This is a genomic window from Streptomyces sp. NBC_00252 (assembly GCF_036187565.1).
Classification (GTDB): domain Bacteria; phylum Actinomycetota; class Actinomycetes; order Streptomycetales; family Streptomycetaceae; genus Streptomyces.
On record NZ_CP108087.1, the window covers coordinates 8,205,821 to 8,227,343 of the forward strand.

Consider the following 21,523-nt stretch of genomic DNA (forward strand, 5'->3'; position numbering starts at 1 on the left):
GGGATCGATGACTGAGTATGGCCGGGGCCCAGGCTCCGAACCGTGGCATCCGGAGGACCCGTTGTTCGGGGACGTCGGATGGGAAGGACAGCAGGCCCAGGTCGGCCAGCCGTCCTCCTACGGCGGCCAGCCGCAGCACTACCCGGACCAGCCGCAGCAGCCGCAGTACGGCGACTGGGGCCACGGCCAGCAGGCCGACTACGGTCACGCGCAGCAGCAGTACCCGGTCTACGACGAACAGGGCCACCCCCAGCAGTACCCCGGCCAGCAACAGTGGGCGGACCAGCAGCAGTACGCCGATCAGGGTCATCAGCAGTACGCCGGTCAGCAGCAGCAATATCAGCAGGGCGGCTGGGACGGCACCGGTGCGCCCGCCCAGGTCCCGTACGCCGCGGACCCCAACGACCAGTACGCCCAGCAGGCCGCCGCCTACGGCGAACAACAGCCCGATTTCTACGGCACGCCCGACGCGTTCCCCCCGCCGGAGCCGCCGGGCAGGCGGCGCACCGAGCCGGAACCGGAGAAGACCGACTGGGACCCGGGACCCGATCAGGGCGAACACGCATTCTTCGCGGGCGACGATGACGACGACGCCGACGATCCGGACGACGGCCGCGGCCGCGGTGACCGGCGGGGCAAGGGCGGCAAAGGCAAGGACAAAGGCGGCAAGGAGCGGAAGCGCCGCAACGGCTGCGCCTGCCTGGTCGTCGTCCTGGTGTTCGGCGGCGGTCTGGCCGGAGTCGGCTATCTCGGCTGGCAGTTCTACCAGAACCGTTTCGGCTCGGCGCCGGACTACGCGGGCGACGGCACCGGTACGGTGAGTGTCTCCATCCCCAAGGGGGCGGGCGGCTACACCATCGGCCAGGAGCTGAAGAAAAAGGGCGTCGTGAAGAGCGTCGACGCGTTCGTGGCTGCCCAGTCGCAGAATCCCGACGGCAAGAAGATCCAGGCCGGCGTCTTTCTGCTCAGGAAGGAAATGTCCGCCGCGAGCGCCGTCAAGCTGATGCTCGACCCCAAGAGCCAGGACAACCTGATCGTCCCCACGGGCTGGCGGAACGCCAAGATCTACGCGTCGATCGACAAGAAACTCCAGGTTCCCGGCGGCACCACCAAGGCCGTCGCGAAGAAGGACTGGAAGTCGTTCGGACTGCCCAGTTGGGCGAACAGCAACAGCGAGATCAAGGACCCGCTGGAGGGCTTCCTCTACCCCGGCACCTACGGCGCCGCAAAGGGCATGAAACCCGAGACGATCCTCAAACAGATGGTCTCCGAGGCCACCGACAAATACGGTGCGATCGACCTCGAGGCGAAAGCCAAGGCGCTCAATCTGGAAGACCCGCTGCAGGTCATCACGGTCGCGAGCCTCGTCCAGGCCGAAGGAAAGACGCACGACGACTTCCGCAAGATGGCCGAAGTGGTCTACAACCGCCTCAAGACCACGAACACCGAGACAAACCGGTACCTGCAGTTCGACTCGACCTTCAATTACCTGAAGGGCCAGAGCAACATCCACATCAGCGAGTCCGAGATCAACAGCAACAAGGACCCGTACAACACCTACACGCAAAAGGGCCTTCCGCCCGGTCCCATCGACAACCCCGGCGACGAGGCGCTCGCCGCCGCGCTGAATCCGACGCATGACGGCTGGATCTACTTCGTGGCGACCGACGGTGAGAACAAGACCGAATTCGCCAAGACGTACGCCGAATTCCAGTCACTCAAGGAAAAGTTCAATGCCACCTCGGGCAACTGACGCCCGCCGGGCCGCCGTGCTCGGTTCCCCCATCGCCCACTCCCTCTCTCCGGTGCTGCATCGCGCGGCCTACGGGGAGCTGGGGCTGGACGGCTGGTCGTACGACCGCTTCGACGTGGACGAGGCGGCGCTGCCCGGGTTCTTCGCGGACCTGGGCCCGGAGTGGGCGGGCTTGTCGCTGACGATGCCTCTGAAGCGGGCCGTCATACCCCTGCTGGACGAGATCAGCGAGACGGCCTCGTCCGTGGACGCGGTCAACACCGTCGTGTTCACCGAGGACGGCCGCCGCGTCGGCGACAACACCGACATCCCCGGCATGGTCGCCGCCCTGCGCGAACACGGCATCGAACAGGTCGACTCCGCCGCCATCCTCGGCGCCGGCGCCACCGCCTCCTCCGCCCTCGCCGCCCTCGCCCGCGTCTGCACCGGCGAGGTCGTCGCCTATGTCCGCAGCGCCGCCCGCGCTGCCGAGATGCGCGAGTGGGGCGAGCGGCTGGACGTGGACGTACGCACCGCGGACTGGGCCGACGCGGCCGAGGGCCTGCACGCCCCCCTGGTCGTCGCGACCACCCCCGCCGGCACCACGGACACCCTCTCCGCCGCCGTACCGGAACGCCCCACCACCCTCTTCGACGTCCTCTACGACCCCTGGCCCACCGACCTCGCGGCCCGCTGGTCGGCCTACGGCGGCGCGGTCGTCAGCGGCCTCGACCTGCTGGTCCACCAGGCGGTGCTCCAGGTGGAGCAGATGACGGGCTGTCCGTCGGCGCCGGTGGACGTGATGCGGCGGGCGGGGGAGAAGGCACTGGCTGATCGCTGAGGCGATCCGGCGGGGCGGGTGGAGCACCACCCTGCCTGACCTCTGACGCCTGCCCGGGTCAGGCGTCCGGCGTCCGTTCTCTGGACCGTCGACCAGGTCCGCGCCCCGGACGTGGGAGGATCGGGGGCGGCGGGCCAGGGCCGCGCACCCGGGTTCGCCGTCGTCGTACGCGAGGACGTGCGTACGCAGGGCAGTACCAGGGCGCGAGCATGAGGAGCACCGTTGAGCAGGTTGCGCTGGCTGACCGCGGGGGAGTCCCACGGTCCCGCACTCGTGGCGACGCTGGAGGGGCTTCCCGCCGGCGTGCCGATCACCACGGACATGGTGGCGGACCACCTGGCCCGGCGCCGGCTCGGCTATGGACGCGGCGCGCGCATGAAGTTCGAGCGCGACGAGGTCACCTTCCTCGGCGGCGTCCGGCACGGCCTCACCCTCGGTTCACCGGTGGCCATCATGGTCGGCAACACCGAGTGGCCCAAGTGGGAGCAGGTCATGGCGGCCGACCCGGTCGACCCGGAGATCCTCGCCGGACTCGCCCGCAACGCCCCGCTGACCCGCCCGCGCCCCGGCCACGCCGACCTCGCCGGCATGCAGAAGTACGGCTTCGACGAGGCCCGCCCGATCCTGGAGCGCGCCTCCGCGCGGGAGACCGCGGCCCGGGTCGCGCTCGGCGCCGTCGCCCGGTCGTACCTCAAGGAGACGGCCGGCATCGAGATCGTCTCGCACGTCGTCGAACTGGCCTCCGCGAAGGCCCCGCAGGGCGTCCTGCCCACGCCGGACGACGTCGAGAAGCTGGACGCTGACCCCGTGCGCTGCCTGGACGCGGACGCGTCGAAGGCGATGGTCGCGGAGATCGACCAGGCCCACAAGGACGGCGACACCCTCGGCGGCGTGGTCGAGATCCTGGCCTACGGCGTCCCCGTGGGCCTCGGCTCGCACGTGCACTGGGACCGCAAGCTGGACGCCCGTCTCGCCGGTGCCCTCATGGGCATCCAGGCGATCAAGGGCGTCGAGATCGGCGACGGCTTCGAGCTGGCGCGGGTGCCCGGTTCGCAGGCGCACGACGAGATCGTCAACACCGATGAGGGCATCCGCCGGGTGTCGGGCCGCTCCGGTGGCACCGAGGGCGGGCTGAGCACCGGCGAACTGCTGCGCGTACGTGCCGCGATGAAGCCCATCGCGACGGTGCCGCGCGCCCTGCAGACCGTCGACGTGGTCACCGGCGAGGCCACGCAGGCCCACCACCAGCGCTCCGACGTCTCCGCGGTCCCGGCCGCGGGCATCGTCGCCGAGGCGATGGTCGCGCTGGTCCTCGCGGACGCCGTCGCGGAGAAGTTCGGCGGCGACTCGGTGCCCGAGACACGCCGCAACGTCCGCTCGTACCTCGAGAACCTGGCCATCCGGTGACCGCGACCCCGCTGGTCGTCCTGGTCGGTCCCATGGGCGTCGGCAAGTCCACCGTCGGGCAGCAGCTCGCCGAGCGGCTCGGCGTCGCCTACCGGGACACCGACGACGACATCGTGGCCACCGAGGGCCGCACCATCGCCGAGATCTTCGTCGACGAGGGCGAGCCTGTCTTCCGCGCGATCGAGAAGCGCGCCGTGCACCAGGCACTCGCCGGGCACGACGGCGTCCTCGCGCTCGGCGGCGGCTCGATCCTCGACGAGGACACCCGCGCGCTGCTCACCGGACACCGGGTCGTCTACCTCTCCATGGACGTGGACGAAGCGGTCAAGCGCACCGGCCTCAACGCGGCCCGCCCGCTGCTCGCGATCAACCCCCGCAAGCAGTGGCGCGAACTGATGGAAGCCAGGCGTCACTTGTACGCCGAGGTCGCGCAGGCCGTCGTACCCACGGACGGCCGCACCCCCGAGGACGTCACCCAAGCCGTCCTGGACGCACTGGAGTTGAAGGAAGCATGAGCGAGTCAGTGACGCGGATCCAGGTCGGCGGCACGGCGGGCAGCGACCCGTACGAGGTCCTGGTGGGCCGTCAACTCCTGGGCGAACTGGGCGGGTTGGTCGGCGACCGGGCCAAGCGGGTCGCCATCATCCACCCCGAGGCGCTGGACGAGACGGGTGAGGCGCTCCGTGCCGACCTGGCCGGGCAGGGCTTCGAGGCCGTCGCCATCCAGGTGCCGAACGCGGAGGAGGCCAAGACCGCCGAGGTCGCCGCCTACTGCTGGAAGGCGCTGGGTCAGTCCGGCTTCACCCGCTCCGACGTCATCGTCGGCGTCGGCGGCGGCTCCACCACCGACCTGGCCGGGTTCGTCGCCGCGACCTGGCTGCGCGGGGTCCGCTGGATCGCCGTACCGACGACCGTGCTCGCCATGGTCGACGCGGCCGTCGGCGGCAAGACCGGCATCAACACCGCCGAGGGCAAGAACCTGGTCGGCTCCTTCCACCCGCCGGCCGGCGTCCTCTGCGACCTCGCCGCGCTGGACTCCCTCCCGGTCAACGACTACGTCTCCGGGCTCGCCGAGATCATCAAGGCCGGTTTCATCGCCGACCCGGTGATCCTCGAACTCATCGAGTCCGACCCGGAGGCCGCCCGCACCCCGGCAGGACCGCACACCGCGGAACTCATCGAACGCTCCATCAAGGTCAAGGCCGAGGTCGTCTCCGCCGACCTCAAGGAGTCGGGCCTGCGCGAGATCCTGAACTACGGCCACACCCTCGCGCACGCCATCGAGAAGAACGAGCGGTACAAGTGGCGGCACGGCGCCGCAGTGGCCGTAGGCATGCACTTCGCGGCCGAACTGGGCCGTCTCGCGGGCCGGTTGGACGACGCGACGGCGGACCGGCACCGTACGGTCCTCGAATCGGTCGGGCTGCCGCTGAGCTACCGGTACGACCAGTGGCCCAAGCTGCTGGAGAACATGAAGGTCGACAAGAAGTCCCGCGGCGACCTGCTGCGGTTCATCGTCCTCGACGGCCTCGCCAAGCCGACGGTCCTCGAGGGCCCCGACCCGGCCGTTCTCCTCGCCGCGTACGGCGAAGTGGGCGAGTAAGTACCCGCCTGACCCTTCCGCCCGAATCGCCTTGCGCGGGCGGGCACTTCGGCCCCTCCCCGGCCGTTCACCAAATGGCGGCCGGGGAAGGTACCGTTCGGTAGGGAGCGGGTTCGGGCCCGCTGCCAGCGCCCATTGCCTTCTGCGAGTGAGCCGGCACCGGCTTCAGCGCCCCGAGGCGATCGAGCCGGAAAAGACGAGACGGAGTGGCACCGGATGCAGGACGCAGTGGGGTCTCCGCTGCCGCCGCCCCACCAGCCGGGGCAGGGACCGACCACCGGTTGGTCCCCGGCCGGACAGCAGTCGGGGCCGCCCCATCCGGGCCCGGCCCCCGTGCCGCCCCCGCCATCGGCGCCGGGCTTCGCGCCCACCCCGCCGCTGCCGCACGCGGTCCCGCGGCACGCCCCGGACACCACCGGCCACATCCAGCTCCCGCCGGGCGGCCCCGTGCCCATGCCCAGCACGCCACCGGCTCAGGCCGCGGCCGACCCGACCTCGACGACCCTCGCGGTGCTGCTCATCGGCCCCGCCGGCGCGGGCAAGACGAGCGTCGCGAAGTACTGGGCGGAACACCGCCGGGTCCCCACGGCCCACATCAGCCTCGACGACGTCCGTGAATGGGTCCGCTCGGGCTTCGCCGACCCGCAGTCCGGCTGGAACGACCACTCCGAGGCCCAGTACCGCCTGGCGCGCCGCACCTGCGGCTTCGCCGCCCGCAACTTCCTCGCCAACGGCATCTCCTGCATCCTCGACGACGCGGTCTTCCCCGACCGCCCGGTCGTCGGCCTCGGTGGCTGGAAACGACACGTGGGCCCCGGCCTCCTCCCGGTCGTCCTCCTCCCCGGCCTGGAAATCGTCCTGGAACGCAACGCCGAGCGCTCCGGCAACCGCCGCCTCACCGACGAGGAGGTCGCCCGCATCCACGGCCGCATGGCCGGCTGGTACGGCTCGGGCCTCCCCATCATCGACAACTCCCAAATGGACGTCCCACAAACAGCCCAGATCCTGAACGACGTCCTGGCCCGCTCCATAGCGAGCCCCCCACCCTGGTAGCCAAGGGCGCTGCCACCCCCCAAGGGGCGCGAGGAACTGCGCGCCCAGCCCCCACCGGGGCGCACCCGGCACACAACCCTCAAACCCACCCGGCCCCCCGAACTGGTAGCCAAGGGTGCTGTCACCCCCCAAGGGGCGCGGGGAACTGCGCGACCAGCCCCCACCGGGGCGCACCCGGCACTCAACCCTCGAACTGCGCGACCAGCCCCCACCGGGGCGCACCCGGCACTCAACCCTCGAACTGCGCGCCCAGCCCCCACCGGACGCGCACCCGCCACCCAACCCGACAGCACCCCCCGTCCCCCGAACGGCACCCTCCCACCCGGCACAATCCAGCCACCGCTCCTACGCTCATCTCATGTCAGAGGTCTACGCAGCCCGCCGAGCCAGGCTGAGAGAACGAGCGCAAGCCGCAGGCAGCCAGTCCACCCTGGTCACCCGCCCGGCCAACGTGCGCTACCTGGCGGGCCCGACCCCGCAGGGCACCGTCCTGCTCCTGGGCAAGCGCGAGGACCTCCTCGTCAGCACCGGCCCCCCGGAAGACCGCCCCGCGGAGAACCGCCCCGACGAATCCCTCCGCATCCACGAACTCGCGGCCCCCGGCGCCGACCCGGCCGTGGCGGCGGCAGACCTCGCGGCGGCTCAGGGCGCGGAATCCATGGCCGTAGAAGAACACCACCTCACCGTGGCCCGCCACAGAGCCCTCCTCTCGGTCGCCCCCACGCTCCGCCTCACCGACATCGGCGGCGCGGTCGAACAGCTGCGGGTCGTCAAGGACGAGGAGGAGATCTCCTGTCTGCGCATCGGCGCCGAGATCGCCGACCAGGCCCTCGGCGAGCTGCTGGAGTCGATCCTCGTCGGCCGCACCGAACGCCACCTCGCCCTCGAACTGGAACGGCGGCTCGTCGACCACGGCGCCGACGGCCCCGCCTTCGCGACCTCCGTCGCCACCGGCCCGCACGCGGGCAGACGCGGCCACCGGCCGACCGACCGCCGGGTCGAGGAAGGAGATTTCCTCTCCGTCTGCCTCGGCGCCGACTACCGCGGCTACCGCTGCGAGATCGGCCGCACCTTCGTCATCGGGACCTCGCCCGCCGACTGGCAGATCGATCTCTACGACCTCGTCTTCGCCGCCCAGCGCGCCGCGAGGGAGTCCCTGACCCCCGGCGCCGCCTACCGCGATGTCGACCGCGCGGCCCGTCAGGTGCTGGACTCGGCGGGGCATTCCGGGGGCCTCTCACCCCTCACCGGCCACGGTGTCGGACTCGAAATCGACGAGGACCCGCAGTTGGCCCCCGCGGCCATGGGTAAACTGGACGCTTGCGTGCCGGTCACCGTCGAACCGGGGGTCCACCTCCCGGGCCGGGGCGGTGTCCGGATCGATGACACGCTCGTCGTACGCCCTGAGGCGGACGGCGGACCCGAGCTACTCACCATCACGACCAAGGAGCTGCTCGCGCTCTAGCTTTTCCGAGCTGTGCGCGTGTCCCGGGGTCGTCCACGTCAGTCCAGGAGATTCCGCAACCGTGGCTTCCACGAACGACCTCAAGAACGGCCTGGTGCTCAAGCTCGACGGGGGCCAGCTCTGGTCCGTCGTCGAGTTCCAGCACGTCAAGCCCGGCAAGGGCCCTGCCTTCGTGCGCACCAAGCTCAAGAACGTGCTCTCCGGCAAGGTCGTCGACAAGACGTTCAACGCCGGCGTCAAGGTCGAGACGGCCACTGTCGACAAGCGCGACATGCAGTTCTCGTACATGGACGGCGAGTACTTCGTCTTCATGGACATGGAGACCTACGACCAGCTCATGGTCGACCGCAAGGCCGTCGGCGACGCCGCCAACTTCCTGATCGAGGGCTTCACCGCCACGGTCGCCCAGCACGAGGGCGAGGTGCTCTTCGTCGAGCTGCCGGCCGCCGTCGAGCTGGTCGTCCAGGAGACCGAGCCCGGCGTCCAGGGCGACCGCTCCACCGGTGGCACCAAGCCCGCCACCCTGGAGACCGGCCACCAGATCCAGGTCCCGCTCTTCATCACCACCGGTGAGAAGATCAAGGTCGACACCCGCTCCAGCGACTACCTCGGCCGGGTGAACAGCTAACCGTGGCTGCCCGCAATACGGCCCGCAAGCGCGCCTTCCAGATCCTCTTCGAGGGCGACCAGCGCGGTGTCGGCGTCCAGACCGTCCTCGCGGACTGGATCCGGCTCTCCCGGGACGACACCCGGCAGCCGCCCGTCAGCGAGTACACGATGGAGCTGGTCGAGGGGTACGCGCAGCACGCGCGCCGTATCGACGAGCTGATCGCGCAGTACTCGGTCGGCTGGACGCTCGACCGCATGCCTGTGGTGGACCGCAACATCCTGCGCCTCGGCGCCTACGAGCTGATCTGGGCCGACGAGACGCCGGACGCCGTGGTCCTCGACGAGATGGTGCAGCTGGCCAAGGAGTTCTCCACGGACGAGTCGCCCTCGTTCGTCAACGGCCTGCTGGGCCGTTTCAAGGACCTGAAGCCCTCGCTGCGCCGGGACGAGGCGTAAGGCAGGACGCGAGTACGCGAGCGAAACGCCGAAGGGCCCGCAGCGGTGTCGCTGCGGGCCCTTCGGCGTTCCCGTACCCATGAGGCCCCTGAGGCCCGCAGAAAGCCGCCGGGGTGGCCGGAACCGTGAAGTTCCGGCCACCCCGGCGGCACGTTTCTGCTCAAGCAGGGGAAGGGCTCAGCCCTCCTCGTGGGAGACCGCGCGACGCGCGTCCGCGTCCAGCACGCCCCAGCTGATCAGCTGCTCGGTGAGGACCGAGGGCGACTGGTCGTAGATGACGGCGAGTGTGCGCAGGTCGTCCTGGCGGATCGAGAGCACCTTGCCGTTGTAGTCACCGCGCTGGGACTGGATCGTCGCCACGTAGCGCTGCAGCGGGCCGGCCTTCTCGGCGGGCACGTGGGCCAGTCGCTCCAGGTCGAGGACCAGCTTCGGCGGCGGCTCGGCGGCCCCGCCCGGCGTGGTGCCCGGCAGCAGCTCCTGCACCGGAACCCCGTAGAAGTCCGCCAGCTCGGCGAGGCGCTGCACGGTGACGGCACGGTCGCCGCGCTCGTACGACCCGACCACGACCGCCTTCCAGCGTCCCTGGGACTTCTCCTCGACACCGTGGAGGGAAAGGCCCTGCTGGGTGCGGATGGCCCGGAGCTTGGCCCCGAGCTGTTTGGCGTATTCGCTGGACATATAGCTCCCGGACACTGTGTCGACGCGGCTGCAGTGTTTCCGCGCCGCGCGGCTGGTAACTCACTGTGAGGTTACGCAGCGTTACGCTTCCGCGTCAAGCCGAATGGTCCGCACCGGCTCTTCCACGGCAGCCCCGGCCGATTACTCCATAGGGGTGATCAGGGACGTCACCCCGGCCTGCTACCGTGGATGGCGCAAATCCGACGTCCTTTAAGGTCCGTCCCGTGAGGCGGAGAAGGAGGTCCGTTTCTTATGGACACCCAGCAGTACGAGTCCGATGCCCGGCCGGTTCTCGAAGCCCCCGACATCGCGCGGGTCCTGACCCGCATCGCCCACGAGATCGTCGAGCGCGCCAAGGGCGCCGACGACGTGGTGCTCCTCGGCATTCCGACCCGGGGCGTCTTCCTCGCCCAGCGGCTCGCCGTCAAGCTCGAGGAGATCACCGACCGCAAGATCCCGGTCGGCTCCCTCGACATCACCATGTACCGCGACGACCTGCGCATGCACCCGCCGCGCGCGCTGGCCCGCACCGACATCCCCGGTGACGGCATCGACGGCCGCCTGGTCGTCCTCGTCGACGACGTGCTCTTCTCCGGCCGCACCATCCGCGCCGCCCTCGACGCCCTGAACGACATCGGGCGCCCCCGCGCGGTGCAGCTCGCGGTCCTGGTCGACAGAGGCCACCGCGAACTGCCCATCCGCGCCGACTACGTCGGCAAGAACCTCCCCACGTCGCTGCGGGAGACGGTCAAGGTCCAGCTCGCCGAGGAGGACGGTCGCGACACCGTGCTGCTCGGCGCCAAGCGGACCTCCTCGGGCGAACAGCAGTAGCACGCGCGCGTACGGCCCTGTCCGTACGACCGTGCCCACGTGCGCCCGGATTCTCCCCAAACCTGAACTGCCTTACGGAGCCTGACAGATGCAGCGTCATCTCATCTCGGCCGCCGACCTCACCCGCGACGACGCCGTCCTGATCCTCGACACCGCCGAGGAGATGGCCAGGGTCGCCGACCGGCCGATCAAGAAACTGCCGACCCTGCGCGGCCGTACCGTCGTGAACCTCTTCTTCGAGGACTCCACGCGGACGCGTATCTCCTTCGAGGCCGCCGAGAAGCGCCTCTCCGCCGACGTCATCAACTTCACCGCCAAGGGGTCGAGCGTCTCCAAGGGCGAGTCGCTGAAGGACACCGCGCAGACCCTGGAGGCCATGGGCGTCGACGCGGTCGTCATCCGGCACGGGGCCTCCGGTGCGCCGTACCGGCTCGCCACCTCCGGGTGGATCGACGCGGCCGTCATCAACGCCGGCGACGGCACCCACCAGCACCCGACGCAGGCGCTGCTCGACGCGTTCACCATGCGGCGCCGGCTCGTCGGCCGGGACACCGGGATCGGGCGGGACCTAGAAGGCAAGCGGATCACGCTCGTCGGCGACATCCTGCACAGCCGGGTCGCCCGCTCGAACGTGGACCTGCTGCACACCCTCGGCGCCGAGGTCACCCTCGTCGCGCCGCCGACCCTGGTGCCGGTCGGCGTCGAGTCCTGGCCCTGCGAGGTGTCGTACGACCTCGACAGCACGCTCTCCAAGTCCGACGCGGTGATGCTGCTGCGCGTGCAGCGCGAGCGCATGAACGCGGCGTTCTTCCCGACCGAGCGCGAGTACTCGCGGCGCTACGGCCTGGACGGCGAGCGGATGGCGAAGATGCCCGAGCACGCCATCGTGATGCACCCGGGGCCGATGGTCCGGGGCATGGAGATCACCGCCGAGGTCGCCGACTCGGACCGCTGCACCGTCGTCGAGCAGGTCGCAAACGGAGTGTCCATCCGGATGGCCGTGCTCTATCTGCTTCTGGGCGGCAACGAACCCGCCGTCAGCCACGCCCGTATCGAGGAGAAGTAAGTCACATGAGCAAGATCCTGATCCGTGGTGCGAAAATCCTCGGCGGCGAGCCGCAGGACGTGCTGATCGACGGGGACACCATCGCCGACGTGGGCGTCGGGCTGAGCGCCGAGGGCGCCGAGGTCGTCGAGGCCGAAGGCAAGGTGCTGCTGCCCGGTCTCGTCGACCTGCACACCCACCTCCGCGAGCCCGGCCGCGAGGACTCCGAGACCGTCCTGACCGGCACCCGCGCGGCCGCCAGCGGCGGTTACACGGCCGTGTTCGCCATGGCCAACACCTTCCCGGTCGCCGACACCGCCGGCGTCGTCGAGCAGGTCTACCGGCTCGGCCAGGAGCACGGCTACTGCGACGTGCAGCCCATCGGGGCCGTCACCGTCGGCCTGGAGGGCAAGAAGCTCGCCGAACTCGGCGCCATGCACGAGTCGGCCGCCGGGGTCACCGTCTTCTCCGACGACGGCAAGTGCGTCGACGACGCGGTGATCATGCGCCGCGCCCTGGAGTACGTGAAGGCCTTCGGGGGAGTCGTCGCCCAGCACGCGCAGGAGCCGCGGCTGACCGAGGGCGCCCAGATGAACGAGGGCGTCGTCTCCGCCGAGCTGGGGCTCGGGGGCTGGCCCGCGGTGGCCGAGGAGTCGATCATCGCCCGGGACGTCCTGCTCGCCGAGCACGTCGGCTCCCGCGTCCACATCTGCCACCTGTCGACCGCCGGGTCCGTCGAGATCGTCCGCTGGGCCAAGTCCCGGGGCATCGACGTGACCGCCGAGGTCACCCCGCACCACCTCCTCCTCACGGATGAGCTGGTGCGCTCCTACAACCCCGTCTTCAAGGTCAACCCGCCGCTGCGCACCGAACGGGACGTCCTGGCCCTGCGCGAGGCGCTCGCCGACGGCACGATCGACATCGTCGCCACCGACCACGCCCCGCACCCGCACGAGGACAAGGACTGCGAGTGGGCCGCCGCCGCCATGGGGATGGTCGGCCTGGAGACCGCGTTGTCAGTGGTGCAGGAGACCATGGTGGACACCGGGCTCCTCACCTGGGCCGGGGTCGCCGAGCGCATGTCCGCCAAGCCCGCCGAGATCGGGCAGGCACACGGGCACGGCCGTCCCGTCTCGGCTGGTGAGCCCGCCAACCTCACGCTCGTCGACACGGAATACCGTGGGTCGGTGGACCCCGCGGGCTTCGCGTCGCGCAGCCGCAACACCCCGTACGAGGGGCGTGAGCTGCCGGGCCGTGTGACGCACACCTGGCTCCGGGGCAAGGCCACGCTCGTCGACGGGAAGCTCACGTGACACCTCTGGAACTGACCCACCTCGCGGCCGGCGAGAAGTCCGCCCCGGTGACCGACTGGGCCGCCCGCATCGGCTGGCTCGTCGGCCTCGCCCTGTTCATCGCGCTCGTCTACTGGCTGATGCGCGAGGGCTGGAAGTGGCGCGGCACGCTCCAGGGAGACCTGCCCGAGCTGCCCACGTCGCCGGAAGAGCCCGGCGAGGTGAAACTGACGATGAGCGGCCGCTACCACGGCTCCACCACCGCCGGGCAGTGGCTCGACCGCATCGTGGCGCACGGCCTGGGCACCCGCAGCCGGGTCGAGCTGACCCTGACGGAGGCCGGCCTGGATGTCGTACGACCCGGAGCCACCGACTTCTTCATCCCGGCCGGGGCGCTGCGCGAGGCCCTGCTCGGCAAGGGCATCGCCGGGAAGGTCCTCAGCGAGGGCGGCCTCCTGGTCGTGACGTGGGCGCACGGCGACCGGCTGATCGACTCCGGGTTCCGCTCGGACCACGCGGCCGAGCACGCGGAGTGGGTCGACACCCTGAACAGCATGATCAACAAGAGTCTCGAGACGACCGACACGGAAGGCGCACGATGACCACCTCCACCAGGGGAGCCGACAAGGTTCCCGCCGTACTCGTCCTGGAGGACGGCCGGATCTTCCGCGGCCGTGCCTACGGGTCCGTGGGGGTGACCTTCGGCGAGGCCGTGTTCTCCACCGGCATGACCGGCTACCAGGAGACCCTGACCGACCCGTCGTACCACCGCCAGGTCGTCGTGATGACCGCCCCGCACGTCGGCAACACCGGTGTGAACGACGAGGACCCCGAGTCGCAGCGCATCTGGGTCGCGGGTTACGTGGTGCGCGACCCCGCGCGCGTGCCGTCCAACTGGCGCTCCCGCCGCTCCCTCGACGAGGAGCTGCGCAACCAGGGCGTCGTCGGGATCTCCGGCATCGACACGCGCGCGTTGACCCGCCATCTGCGCGAGCGCGGCGCGATGCGCGTCGGCATCTTCTCCGGTTCCGCCCTGCCCGACGACGACACCATGCTCGCCGAGGTGCGCGAGGCCCCCGAGATGACGGGCGCCGACCTCTCCGCCGAGGTCGCCACCAAGGAGACCTACGTCGTCCCCGCGATCGGCGAGAAGAAATACACCGTCGCCGCCGTCGACCTGGGCATCAAGGGCATGACCCCGCACCGCATGGCCGAGCGCGGCATCGAGGTGCACGTCCTGCCGGCCACCGCGACCGTCGAGGACGTGTACGCGGTACGGCCCGACGGGGTGTTCTTCTCGAACGGCCCCGGCGACCCCGCCACCGCCGACCACCCGGTCGCCGTCATGCAGGCCGTCCTGGAGCGCGGCACCCCGCTCTTCGGCATCTGCTTCGGCAACCAGATCCTGGGCCGCGCCCTCGGCTTCGGCACGTACAAGCTGAAGTACGGCCACCGGGGCATCAACCAGCCCGTCCAGGACCGTACGACGGGCAAGGTCGAGGTCACCGCGCACAACCACGGCTTCGCCGTCGACGCGCCCCTCGACCAGGTCTCCGACACCCCCTACGGCCGCGCCGAGGTCTCCCACGTCTGCCTGAACGACCAGGTCGTCGAGGGGCTGCGGCTTCTGGACCGGCCGGCGTTCAGCGTCCAGTACCACCCCGAAGCGGCAGCCGGCCCGCACGACGCCGCCTACCTGTTCGACCGCTTCGTATCTCTGATGGAGGGCCAGCGTGCCTAAGCGCTCCGATATCCAGTCCGTCCTGGTCATCGGCTCCGGTCCGATCGTCATCGGCCAGGCCGCCGAGTTCGACTACTCCGGCACCCAGGCCTGCCGCATCCTGCGTGCCGAGGGCATCCGCGTCATCCTGGTCAACTCCAACCCGGCGACGATCATGACCGACCCGGAGATCGCCGACGCCACCTACGTTGAGCCGATCACCCCGGACTTCGTCGAGAAGATCATCGCCAAGGAGCGGCCGGACGCCCTGCTGCCCACCCTGGGCGGTCAGACGGCGCTCAACACCGCCATCGCGCTGCACGAGGCGGGCACCCTGGAGAAGTACGGCGTCGAGCTGATCGGCGCCAACGTGGAGGCCATCAACAAGGGCGAGGACCGCGACCTCTTCAAGGGCGTCGTCGAGGCCGTCCGCCAGAAGATCGGGCACGGCGAGTCCGCCCGCTCGGTCATCTGCCACTCCATGGAGGACGTGCTCGCCGGCGTGGACACGCTCGGCGGCTACCCGGTGGTCGTCCGCCCCTCGTTCACCATGGGCGGCGCCGGCTCCGGCTTCGCGCACGACGAGGAGGAACTGCGCCGCATCGCCGGCCAGGGCCTCACGCTCTCGCCGACCACCGAGGTCCTCCTGGAGGAGTCCATCCTCGGCTGGAAGGAGTACGAGCTGGAGCTGATGCGCGACAAGAACGACAACGTCGTGGTCGTCTGCTCCATCGAGAACTTCGACCCCATGGGCGTGCACACCGGCGACTCGATCACCGTCGCCCCGGCGATGACACTGACCGACCGCGAGTACCAGACCCTGCGGGACGTCGGCATCGCGATCATCCGCGAGGTCGGCGTCGACACCGGCGGCTGCAACATCCAGTTCGCGATCGACCCGGTCGACGGCCGCGTCATCGTCATCGAGATGAACCCGCGCGTGTCGCGCTCCTCGGCGCTCGCCTCCAAGGCGACCGGCTTCCCGATCGCCAAGATCGCCGCCAAGCTGGCCGTCGGCTACACGCTCGACGAGATCCCGAACGACATCACGCGCGAGACCCCGGCCTCCTTCGAGCCGACCCTCGACTACGTCGTCGTCAAGGCACCCCGTTTCGCCTTCGAGAAGTTCCCGTCGGCCGACTCGACCCTGACGACCACCATGAAGTCGGTCGGCGAGGCCATGGCCATCGGCCGAAACTTCACCGAGGCCTTCCAGAAGGCGCTGCGCTCCCTGGAGAAGAAGGGCAGCCAGTTCACCTTCGTCGGCGAGCCCGGCGACAAGATCCAGCTTTTGGAGGAGGCCGTACGGCCCACCGACGGGCGGATCAACACCGTCATGCAGGCCATCCGCGCGGGCGCCACCCAGGAGGAGGTCTTCGAATACACGAAGATCGACCCCTGGTTCGTCGACCAGCTCTTCCTCATCAAGGAGATCGCGGACGAGCTGGCCGCCGCCGACAAGCTGGACCCGGAGCTGCTCGCCGAGGCCAAGCGGCACGGCTTCTCCGACCAGCAGGTCGGCGAGATCCGCGGCCTGCGCGAGGACGTCGTCCGCGAGGTCCGGCACGCGCTCGGCATCCGCCCGGTCTACAAGACGGTCGACACCTGCGCCGCCGAGTTCGCCGCGAAGACCCCGTACTTCTACTCGTCCTACGACGAGGAGAGCGAGGTCGCCCCGCGCGAGAAGCCCGCGGTCATCATCCTGGGGTCGGGCCCCAACCGCATCGGCCAGGGCATCGAGTTCGACTACTCCTGCGTCCACGCCTCCTTCGCGCTCAGCGACGCGGGCTACGAGACCGTGATGGTCAACTGCAACCCCGAGACCGTCTCCACGGACTACGACACCTCCGACCGGCTGTACTTCGAGCCGCTCACGCTCGAGGACGTCCTGGAGATCGTCCACGCCGAGCAGCAGGCGGGCCCCGTCGCGGGCGTCATCGTCCAGCTCGGCGGCCAGACCCCGCTGGGCCTCGCGCAGGCCCTCAAGGACAACGGCGTCCCGGTCGTCGGCACCTCCCCGGAGGCGATCCACGCCGCCGAGGACCGCGGCGCCTTCGGCCAGGTCCTCGCGGAGGCGGGCCTCCCGGCCCCCAAGCACGGCACCGCGACCACCTTCGTCGGCGCCAAGGCCATCGCCGACGAGATCGGCTACCCGGTCCTCGTCCGCCCCTCCTACGTCCTCGGCGGACGCGGCATGGAGATCGTCTACGACGAGACCCGCCTGGAGTCGTACATCGCGGAGTCCACCGAGATCAGCCCCTCGCGGCCGGTCCTGGTCGACCGCTTCCTGGACGACGCCATCGAGATCGACGTCGACGCGCTCTACGACGGCCACGAGTTGTACCTCGGCGGCGTCATGGAACACATCGAGGAGGCCGGCATCCACTCCGGCGACTCGGCGTGCGCCCTGCCCCCGATCACCCTGGGCGGCTTCGACATCAAGCGCCTGCGCACCTCGACCGAAGCCATCGCCAAGGGCGTCGGCGTCCGCGGCCTGATCAACATCCAGTTCGCGATGGCCGGCGACATCCTCTACGTCCTGGAGGCCAACCCGCGCGCGTCCCGCACGGTCCCCTTCACCTCGAAGGCGACCGCGGTGCCGCTCGCGAAGGCCGCCGCCCGCATCTCGCTGGGCGCGACCGTCGCCGAACTCCGCGCCGAGGGGCTGCTCCCGGCCCACGGCGACGGCGGCGAACTCCCGCTGGACGCGCCGATCTCCGTCAAGGAGGCCGTCATGCCGTGGTCGCGCTTCCGCGACATCCACGGGCGCGGCGTCGACACCGTGCTGGGCCCGGAGATGCGCTCCACCGGCGAGGTCATGGGCATCGACTCCGTCTTCGGCACGGCGTACGCCAAGTCCCAGGCGGGCGCCTACGGCCCGCTGCCCACCAAGGGCCGCGCGTTCATCTCCGTCGCCAACCGCGACAAGCGCTCGATGATCTTCCCGGCGCGTGAACTGGTCGCCCACGGCTTCGAGTTGCTCGCCACCTCCGGCACCGCCGAGGTCCTCAAGCGCAACGGCCTGAACGCGACGGTCGTCCGCAAGCAGTCCGAGGGCGTCGGCCCGAACGGCGAGAAGACCATCGTCCAGCTCATCCACGACGGCGAGGTCGACCTCATCGTCAACACGCCCTACGGCACCGGCGGCCGCCTCGACGGCTACGAGATCCGTACGGCGGCCGTGGCGCGGTCCGTGCCGTGCCTGACGACGGTCCAGGCGCTCGCCGCCGCCGTCCAGGGCATCGACGCCCTCAACCACGGTGACGTGGGCGTGCGTTCACTCCAGGAACACGCCGAACACCTGACCGCGGCCCGCGACTAGCAGCCGGAGAGGGGGACACCGGAAACGGTGTCCCCCTCCTCCATGAGGACACCATGTACAAGATCTTCTTCAATCTCGTCTTCAAACGGATGGACCCCGAGCAGGCCCATCACCTCGCCTTCCGCTGGATCCGCCTCGCGGCCCGCGTCCCCGTGCTGCGGACCTTCGTCGCGGCCGCCCTCGCGCCCCGGTACGAGGAGCTGCGCACCGAGGCGTTCGGGCTGCGCATGCACGGCCCGTTCGGGCTCGCGGCGGGCTTCGACAAGAACGCGGTCGCGATCGACGGCATGTCGATGCTCGGCTTCGACCACGTCGAGATCGGCACGGTCACCGGGGAGCCGCAGCCCGGCAACCCCAAGAAGCGGCTGTTCCGCCTCGTGCCGGATCGGGCGCTGATCAACCGCATGGGCTTCAACAACGAGGGCTCCGCGGCCGTGGCGGCCCGCCTGGAGGCCCGTGAGGCGGTCTTCAGGACCGTCGTCGGCGTCAACATCGGCAAGACCAAGGTCGTCCCCGAGGAGGAGGCCGTCGGCGACTACGTGAAGTCGACCGAGCGGCTCGCCCGGCACGCCGACTACCTCGTCGTCAACGTGTCGTCGCCCAACACGCCCGGACTGCGCAACCTCCAGGCGACCGAGGCGCTGCGCCCGCTGCTCAGCGCCGTCCGCGAGGCCGCCGACCGCGCGGTGACCGACCGCCGCGTGCCGCTCCTGGTGAAGATCGCCCCCGACCTCGCCGACGAGGACGTGGACGCGGTCGCCGACCTCGCCGTCGAACTCGGCCTCGACGGCATCATCGCCACGAACACCACCATCGCGCGCGAGGGCCTCGGTCTGACATCCGAACCCGAACTCGTCAAGGAGACCGGCGGACTGTCGGGAGCGCCCCTGAAGTCCCGCTCCCTGGAGGTACTGCGCCGCCTCTACGCGCGCGTGGGCGACCGCATCACCCTCGTGGGCGTCGGCGGCATCGAGAACGCCGAGGACGTCTGGCAGCGCGTCCTCGCCGGCGCCACCCTGGTGCAGGGCTACAGCGCCTTCATCTACGAAGGCCCCTTCTGGGGCCGCGCGATCCACAAGGGCCTCGCCGCACGCCTGCGCACGAGCCCGTACGCCACCCTCGCCGACGCGGTCGGCGCCGACGTGAGGAAGCCGGTATGAGCCCCCTGGAACCCTTCGGCGCCCGCCTGCGCCGGGCCATGGACGAGCGCGGCCCGCTCTGCGTCGGCATCGACCCGCACGCCTCGCTGCTCACCGAGTGGGGCCTGAACGACGACGTCGCCGGTCTTGAGCGGTTCAGCCGCACGGTCGTCGAGGCGCTCGCCGACCGGGTCGCCGTCCTCAAGCCCCAGAGCGCCTTCTTCGAACGCTTCGGCTCGCGCGGGATCGCCGTCCTGGAGAAGTCCGTCGAGGAGGCGCGGGCGGCCGGCGCGCTGGTCGTGATGGACGCCAAGCGCGGCGACATCGGCTCCACCATGGCCGCCTACGCCGAGTCCTTCCTCCGGAAGGACTCCCCGCTCTTCTCCGACGCCCTGACGGTCTCCCCGTACCTCGGCTACGGCTCGCTCGCCCCGGCGATCGACCTGGCGCGGGAGAGCGGCGCCGGTCTCTTCGTGCTCGCGCTGACCTCCAACCCGGAGGGCGGCGAGGTGCAGCACGCGGTCCGCGCCGACGGCCGGAACATCGGAGCGACCATGCTGGCCCACCTGGCCGCCGAGAACGCGGGGGAGACCCCGCTGGGCTCCTTCGGCGCCGTCGTCGGCGCGACCCTGGGTGACCTGTCGTCGTACGACCTCGCCGTGAACGGTCCGATCCTCGCGCCCGGCATCGGGGCGCAGGGGGCCACGCCGGCCGATCTTCCCGGCGTCTTCGGGTCGGTGCTGCGCAATGTCGTTCCGAACGTGAGCCGGGGTGTTCTACGTCACGGTCCCGATGCGGGGGCGCTCCAGGAGGCCTCGGAACGCTTCGCGGAGGAGATCCGCGTCGCCTTTGCGACCGTCTGAGGTGTTCGAACGGGTCGATCGAGTCCTCCGATGAGTGGCCCGACGAGCGGCTCCGGAGCGACTTGAGTCTGAATACATCCTCAAATCAGGGGCGTTATGTCGGAAATGTCGGGCCTGGCGCAGGCTGACCAGGACTTTTCCTCTGTTCTCGCTGACTCTGGCGTCCCTGGCCGCTAGTCTCCGAGCAGAGTCAACGGGCAGCGTGTTGCTCGTAGCTCCCCAGGTGTGGGGCGACTAGGTTCCTCACCGGTCCGTATCCGACAGTTCGACATCCGAGGTGACGTAGGCGTGGCTCTTCCGCCCCTTACCCCTGAACAGCGCGCAGCCGCGCTCGAAAAGGCCGCCGCGGCTCGCCGGGAGCGGGCCGAGGTCAAGAATCGACTCAAGCACTCCGGCGCCTCCCTGCATGACGTCATCAAGCAGGGCCAGGAGAACGACGTCATCGGCAAGATGAAGGTCTCCGCCCTGCTTGAGTCCCTGCCCGGCGTGGGCAAGGTCCGCGCCAAGCAGATCATGGAGCGACTCGGTATCTCCGAGAGCCGCCGTGTCCGTGGCCTTGGTTCCAACCAGATCGCCTCCCTGGAGCGTGAGTTCGGCAGCACTGGTTCCTGACTCGACTCAGCGGTCCCGGCGAGCGTCGGGGCCGCTGAGGCGTTGGCTCTCTGCCTCCGAGTTGGTCGGCGGGCAATCCAGGGAGACAGCGGAGACAGTGTTGGACTCAGCCGAACTCTGCCCCTGTGAGGCTGGTGGGCCTGGCTGTGTAGCCTCTTGGCGCGCAGGTAGGATCACCTCAGCAACAAGGCTGACTCGGTGAGGTTCACATGTCACAACTGGACGCAAGGCCACTTCTGTTCGTAATTTCAGGTCCAAGCGGATCCGGAAAAGGGACAGCGCTTCGCTGGCTTGCTGACTTTGAGGGCATGCGCCGTGTGTCGACCTACACGACACGCGCGCCTCGCACGGAAGAGCGTGACGGGGTCGACTACAACTTCGTAGCCGAAGGAGACTTCTTCAAGCTGCATGAAAGCGGAGAGATCTTCGAGTACACCCGTACGTACTCGGACAGCTACTATGGCTCACCCAGGGCCCTTCTCGACGCGGATGACCCGGCACCGCAGGTGGTGGAGCTGGATCCGGCAGGATTTGTCAGGCTCAGTGCCATTACTGGCCGCAGAATTGTCGGTCTGTTCATCACGACGAACACCGAGGAAGAACTTCGGGCCAGAATCGTCCAGCGTGGCCAGGGCGCGGAGGTGGAGAATCGCCTGCGTATCCGCACCCAGCAGGCTACTTGGGCGTGGATGTATCAGTACGTCCTCGTGAACGATGTGCGGGAAGAGTTCCTGGAGAACCTCACCACTGTGGTCAAGGGTGAACTCCTGAGGACCTTCGGCGCCCGGCGCATGCTTGAGCTGCGCAAGGAACTTGACCCCACCCTCAAGACCGAAAACGCGTAGCGAAGAAGTC

Annotated in this window: 20 protein-coding genes; 19 read left to right on the top strand and 1 reads right to left on the bottom strand. The window is 69.9% G+C overall.

Annotated elements, in window-relative coordinates:
* Positions 1 to 7 precede the first annotated feature (7 nt).
* From mltG to nusB, 9 genes are all read left to right on the top strand, one after another.
* Positions 8 to 1,753 (top strand): endolytic transglycosylase MltG, encoded by a 1,746-nt coding sequence (gene mltG, locus OHT77_RS36455; protein ID WP_328834444.1) that lies wholly within the window; start codon positions 8 to 10, stop codon positions 1,751 to 1,753.
* On the top strand, positions 1,734 to 2,573 hold the full coding sequence (locus OHT77_RS36460) for a shikimate dehydrogenase (protein WP_328832621.1): 840 nt from the start codon (positions 1,734 to 1,736) through the stop codon (positions 2,571 to 2,573). Before mltG ends, OHT77_RS36460 begins: the two co-directional genes overlap by 20 nt.
* A gap of 222 nt (positions 2,574 to 2,795) precedes the next feature.
* The gene (gene aroC, locus OHT77_RS36465; RefSeq protein ID WP_328832622.1) at positions 2,796 to 3,980 is read left to right on the top strand and encodes a chorismate synthase; all 1,185 of its coding nucleotides are present in this window, start codon (positions 2,796 to 2,798) and stop codon (positions 3,978 to 3,980) included.
* On the top strand, positions 3,977 to 4,495 hold the full coding sequence (locus OHT77_RS36470) for a shikimate kinase (RefSeq protein ID WP_328832623.1): 519 nt from the start codon (positions 3,977 to 3,979) through the stop codon (positions 4,493 to 4,495). Before aroC ends, OHT77_RS36470 begins: the two co-directional genes overlap by 4 nt.
* Complete coding sequence (aroB, locus tag OHT77_RS36475) at positions 4,492 to 5,583, top strand: 3-dehydroquinate synthase (protein WP_328832624.1); 1,092 nt, start codon at positions 4,492 to 4,494, stop codon at positions 5,581 to 5,583. Before OHT77_RS36470 ends, aroB begins: the two co-directional genes overlap by 4 nt.
* 216 nt (positions 5,584 to 5,799) lie before the next feature.
* Positions 5,800 to 6,636, top strand: coding sequence for a Pro-rich N-terminal domain-containing protein (locus tag OHT77_RS36480; RefSeq protein WP_328832625.1), 837 nt, complete (start codon positions 5,800 to 5,802; stop codon positions 6,634 to 6,636).
* 358 nt (positions 6,637 to 6,994) lie between these two features.
* The gene (locus OHT77_RS36485; protein WP_328832626.1) at positions 6,995 to 8,101 is read left to right on the top strand and encodes a M24 family metallopeptidase; all 1,107 of its coding nucleotides are present in this window, start codon (positions 6,995 to 6,997) and stop codon (positions 8,099 to 8,101) included.
* A 61-nt stretch (positions 8,102 to 8,162) separates the two neighbouring features.
* Positions 8,163 to 8,729: an elongation factor P gene (gene efp / locus OHT77_RS36490; RefSeq protein ID WP_266766950.1), complete on the top strand. Its 567-nt coding sequence runs from the start codon at positions 8,163 to 8,165 to the stop codon at positions 8,727 to 8,729.
* A gap of 2 nt (positions 8,730 to 8,731) precedes the next feature.
* Positions 8,732 to 9,166 (top strand): transcription antitermination factor NusB, encoded by a 435-nt coding sequence (nusB, locus tag OHT77_RS36495; RefSeq protein ID WP_019066395.1) that lies wholly within the window; start codon positions 8,732 to 8,734, stop codon positions 9,164 to 9,166.
* A gap of 177 nt (positions 9,167 to 9,343) precedes the next feature.
* Here nusB and bldD read toward each other — a convergent pair whose 3' ends face one another.
* Positions 9,344 to 9,844, bottom strand: coding sequence for a transcriptional regulator BldD (gene bldD, locus OHT77_RS36500; protein ID WP_328832627.1), 501 nt, complete (start codon positions 9,842 to 9,844; stop codon positions 9,344 to 9,346).
* A 252-nt stretch (positions 9,845 to 10,096) separates the two neighbouring features.
* Here bldD and pyrR point away from each other — a divergent pair, with 252 nt between their 5' ends.
* From pyrR to OHT77_RS36550, 10 genes are all read left to right on the top strand, one after another.
* The gene (pyrR, locus tag OHT77_RS36505) at positions 10,097 to 10,675 is read left to right on the top strand and encodes a bifunctional pyr operon transcriptional regulator/uracil phosphoribosyltransferase PyrR (RefSeq protein ID WP_266766948.1); all 579 of its coding nucleotides are present in this window, start codon (positions 10,097 to 10,099) and stop codon (positions 10,673 to 10,675) included.
* Between the two features lie 88 nt (positions 10,676 to 10,763).
* Positions 10,764 to 11,741, top strand: a complete 978-nt coding sequence (locus OHT77_RS36510; RefSeq protein ID WP_328832628.1) for an aspartate carbamoyltransferase catalytic subunit — start codon at positions 10,764 to 10,766, stop codon at positions 11,739 to 11,741.
* 5 nt (positions 11,742 to 11,746) lie between these two features.
* Positions 11,747 to 13,033, top strand: coding sequence for a dihydroorotase (locus tag OHT77_RS36515; protein WP_328832629.1), 1,287 nt, complete (start codon positions 11,747 to 11,749; stop codon positions 13,031 to 13,033).
* On the top strand, positions 13,030 to 13,614 hold the full coding sequence (locus tag OHT77_RS36520) for a PH-like domain-containing protein (protein ID WP_328832630.1): 585 nt from the start codon (positions 13,030 to 13,032) through the stop codon (positions 13,612 to 13,614). The genes OHT77_RS36515 and OHT77_RS36520 overlap by 4 nt, the downstream gene beginning before the upstream one ends.
* A complete protein-coding gene (gene carA, locus OHT77_RS36525) occupies positions 13,611 to 14,753 on the top strand; it encodes a glutamine-hydrolyzing carbamoyl-phosphate synthase small subunit (RefSeq protein ID WP_328832631.1) in 1,143 nt (380 codons plus the stop codon). Before OHT77_RS36520 ends, carA begins: the two co-directional genes overlap by 4 nt.
* Positions 14,746 to 18,054, top strand: a complete 3,309-nt coding sequence (carB, locus tag OHT77_RS36530; RefSeq protein ID WP_328832632.1) for a carbamoyl-phosphate synthase large subunit — start codon at positions 14,746 to 14,748, stop codon at positions 18,052 to 18,054. The genes carA and carB overlap by 8 nt, the downstream gene beginning before the upstream one ends.
* A 53-nt stretch (positions 18,055 to 18,107) precedes the next feature.
* Positions 18,108 to 19,214 (top strand): quinone-dependent dihydroorotate dehydrogenase, encoded by a 1,107-nt coding sequence (locus tag OHT77_RS36535; RefSeq protein WP_328832633.1) that lies wholly within the window; start codon positions 18,108 to 18,110, stop codon positions 19,212 to 19,214.
* Positions 19,211 to 20,056, top strand: coding sequence for an orotidine-5'-phosphate decarboxylase (pyrF, locus tag OHT77_RS36540; RefSeq protein ID WP_328832634.1), 846 nt, complete (start codon positions 19,211 to 19,213; stop codon positions 20,054 to 20,056). Before OHT77_RS36535 ends, pyrF begins: the two co-directional genes overlap by 4 nt.
* Positions 20,057 to 20,344: 288 nt before the next feature.
* Positions 20,345 to 20,668, top strand: coding sequence for an integration host factor (locus OHT77_RS36545; protein ID WP_019059734.1), 324 nt, complete (start codon positions 20,345 to 20,347; stop codon positions 20,666 to 20,668).
* Between the two features lie 209 nt (positions 20,669 to 20,877).
* Positions 20,878 to 21,513 carry a guanylate kinase gene (locus OHT77_RS36550; protein WP_328832635.1) on the top strand — a complete coding sequence of 212 codons (636 nt, stop codon included), beginning with the start codon at positions 20,878 to 20,880 and terminating at the stop codon, positions 21,511 to 21,513.
* Positions 21,514 to 21,523: the final 10 nt, after the last annotated feature.

Bases quoted from the DNA above. Each gene is read 5' to 3' on its own strand.
- mltG (WP_328834444.1), top strand. From the start codon at position 8: ATGACTGAGTATGGCCGGGGCCCAGGCTCCGAACCGTGGCATCCGGAG.
- OHT77_RS36460 (WP_328832621.1), top strand. From the start codon at position 1,734: ATGCCACCTCGGGCAACTGACGCCCGCCGGGCCGCCGTGCTCGGTTCC.
- aroB (WP_328832624.1), top strand. From the start codon at position 4,492: ATGAGCGAGTCAGTGACGCGGATCCAGGTCGGCGGCACGGCGGGCAGC.
- OHT77_RS36480 (WP_328832625.1), top strand. From the start codon at position 5,800: ATGCAGGACGCAGTGGGGTCTCCGCTGCCGCCGCCCCACCAGCCGGGG.
- OHT77_RS36485 (WP_328832626.1), top strand. From the start codon at position 6,995: ATGTCAGAGGTCTACGCAGCCCGCCGAGCCAGGCTGAGAGAACGAGCG.
- bldD (WP_328832627.1), bottom strand. From the start codon at position 9,844: ATGTCCAGCGAATACGCCAAACAGCTCGGGGCCAAGCTCCGGGCCATC.
- pyrR (WP_266766948.1), top strand. From the start codon at position 10,097: ATGGACACCCAGCAGTACGAGTCCGATGCCCGGCCGGTTCTCGAAGCC.
- OHT77_RS36510 (WP_328832628.1), top strand. From the start codon at position 10,764: ATGCAGCGTCATCTCATCTCGGCCGCCGACCTCACCCGCGACGACGCC.
- OHT77_RS36515 (WP_328832629.1), top strand. From the start codon at position 11,747: ATGAGCAAGATCCTGATCCGTGGTGCGAAAATCCTCGGCGGCGAGCCG.
- carA (WP_328832631.1), top strand. From the start codon at position 13,611: ATGACCACCTCCACCAGGGGAGCCGACAAGGTTCCCGCCGTACTCGTC.
- OHT77_RS36535 (WP_328832633.1), top strand. From the start codon at position 18,108: ATGTACAAGATCTTCTTCAATCTCGTCTTCAAACGGATGGACCCCGAG.
- pyrF (WP_328832634.1), top strand. From the start codon at position 19,211: ATGAGCCCCCTGGAACCCTTCGGCGCCCGCCTGCGCCGGGCCATGGAC.
- OHT77_RS36550 (WP_328832635.1), top strand. From the start codon at position 20,878: ATGTCACAACTGGACGCAAGGCCACTTCTGTTCGTAATTTCAGGTCCA.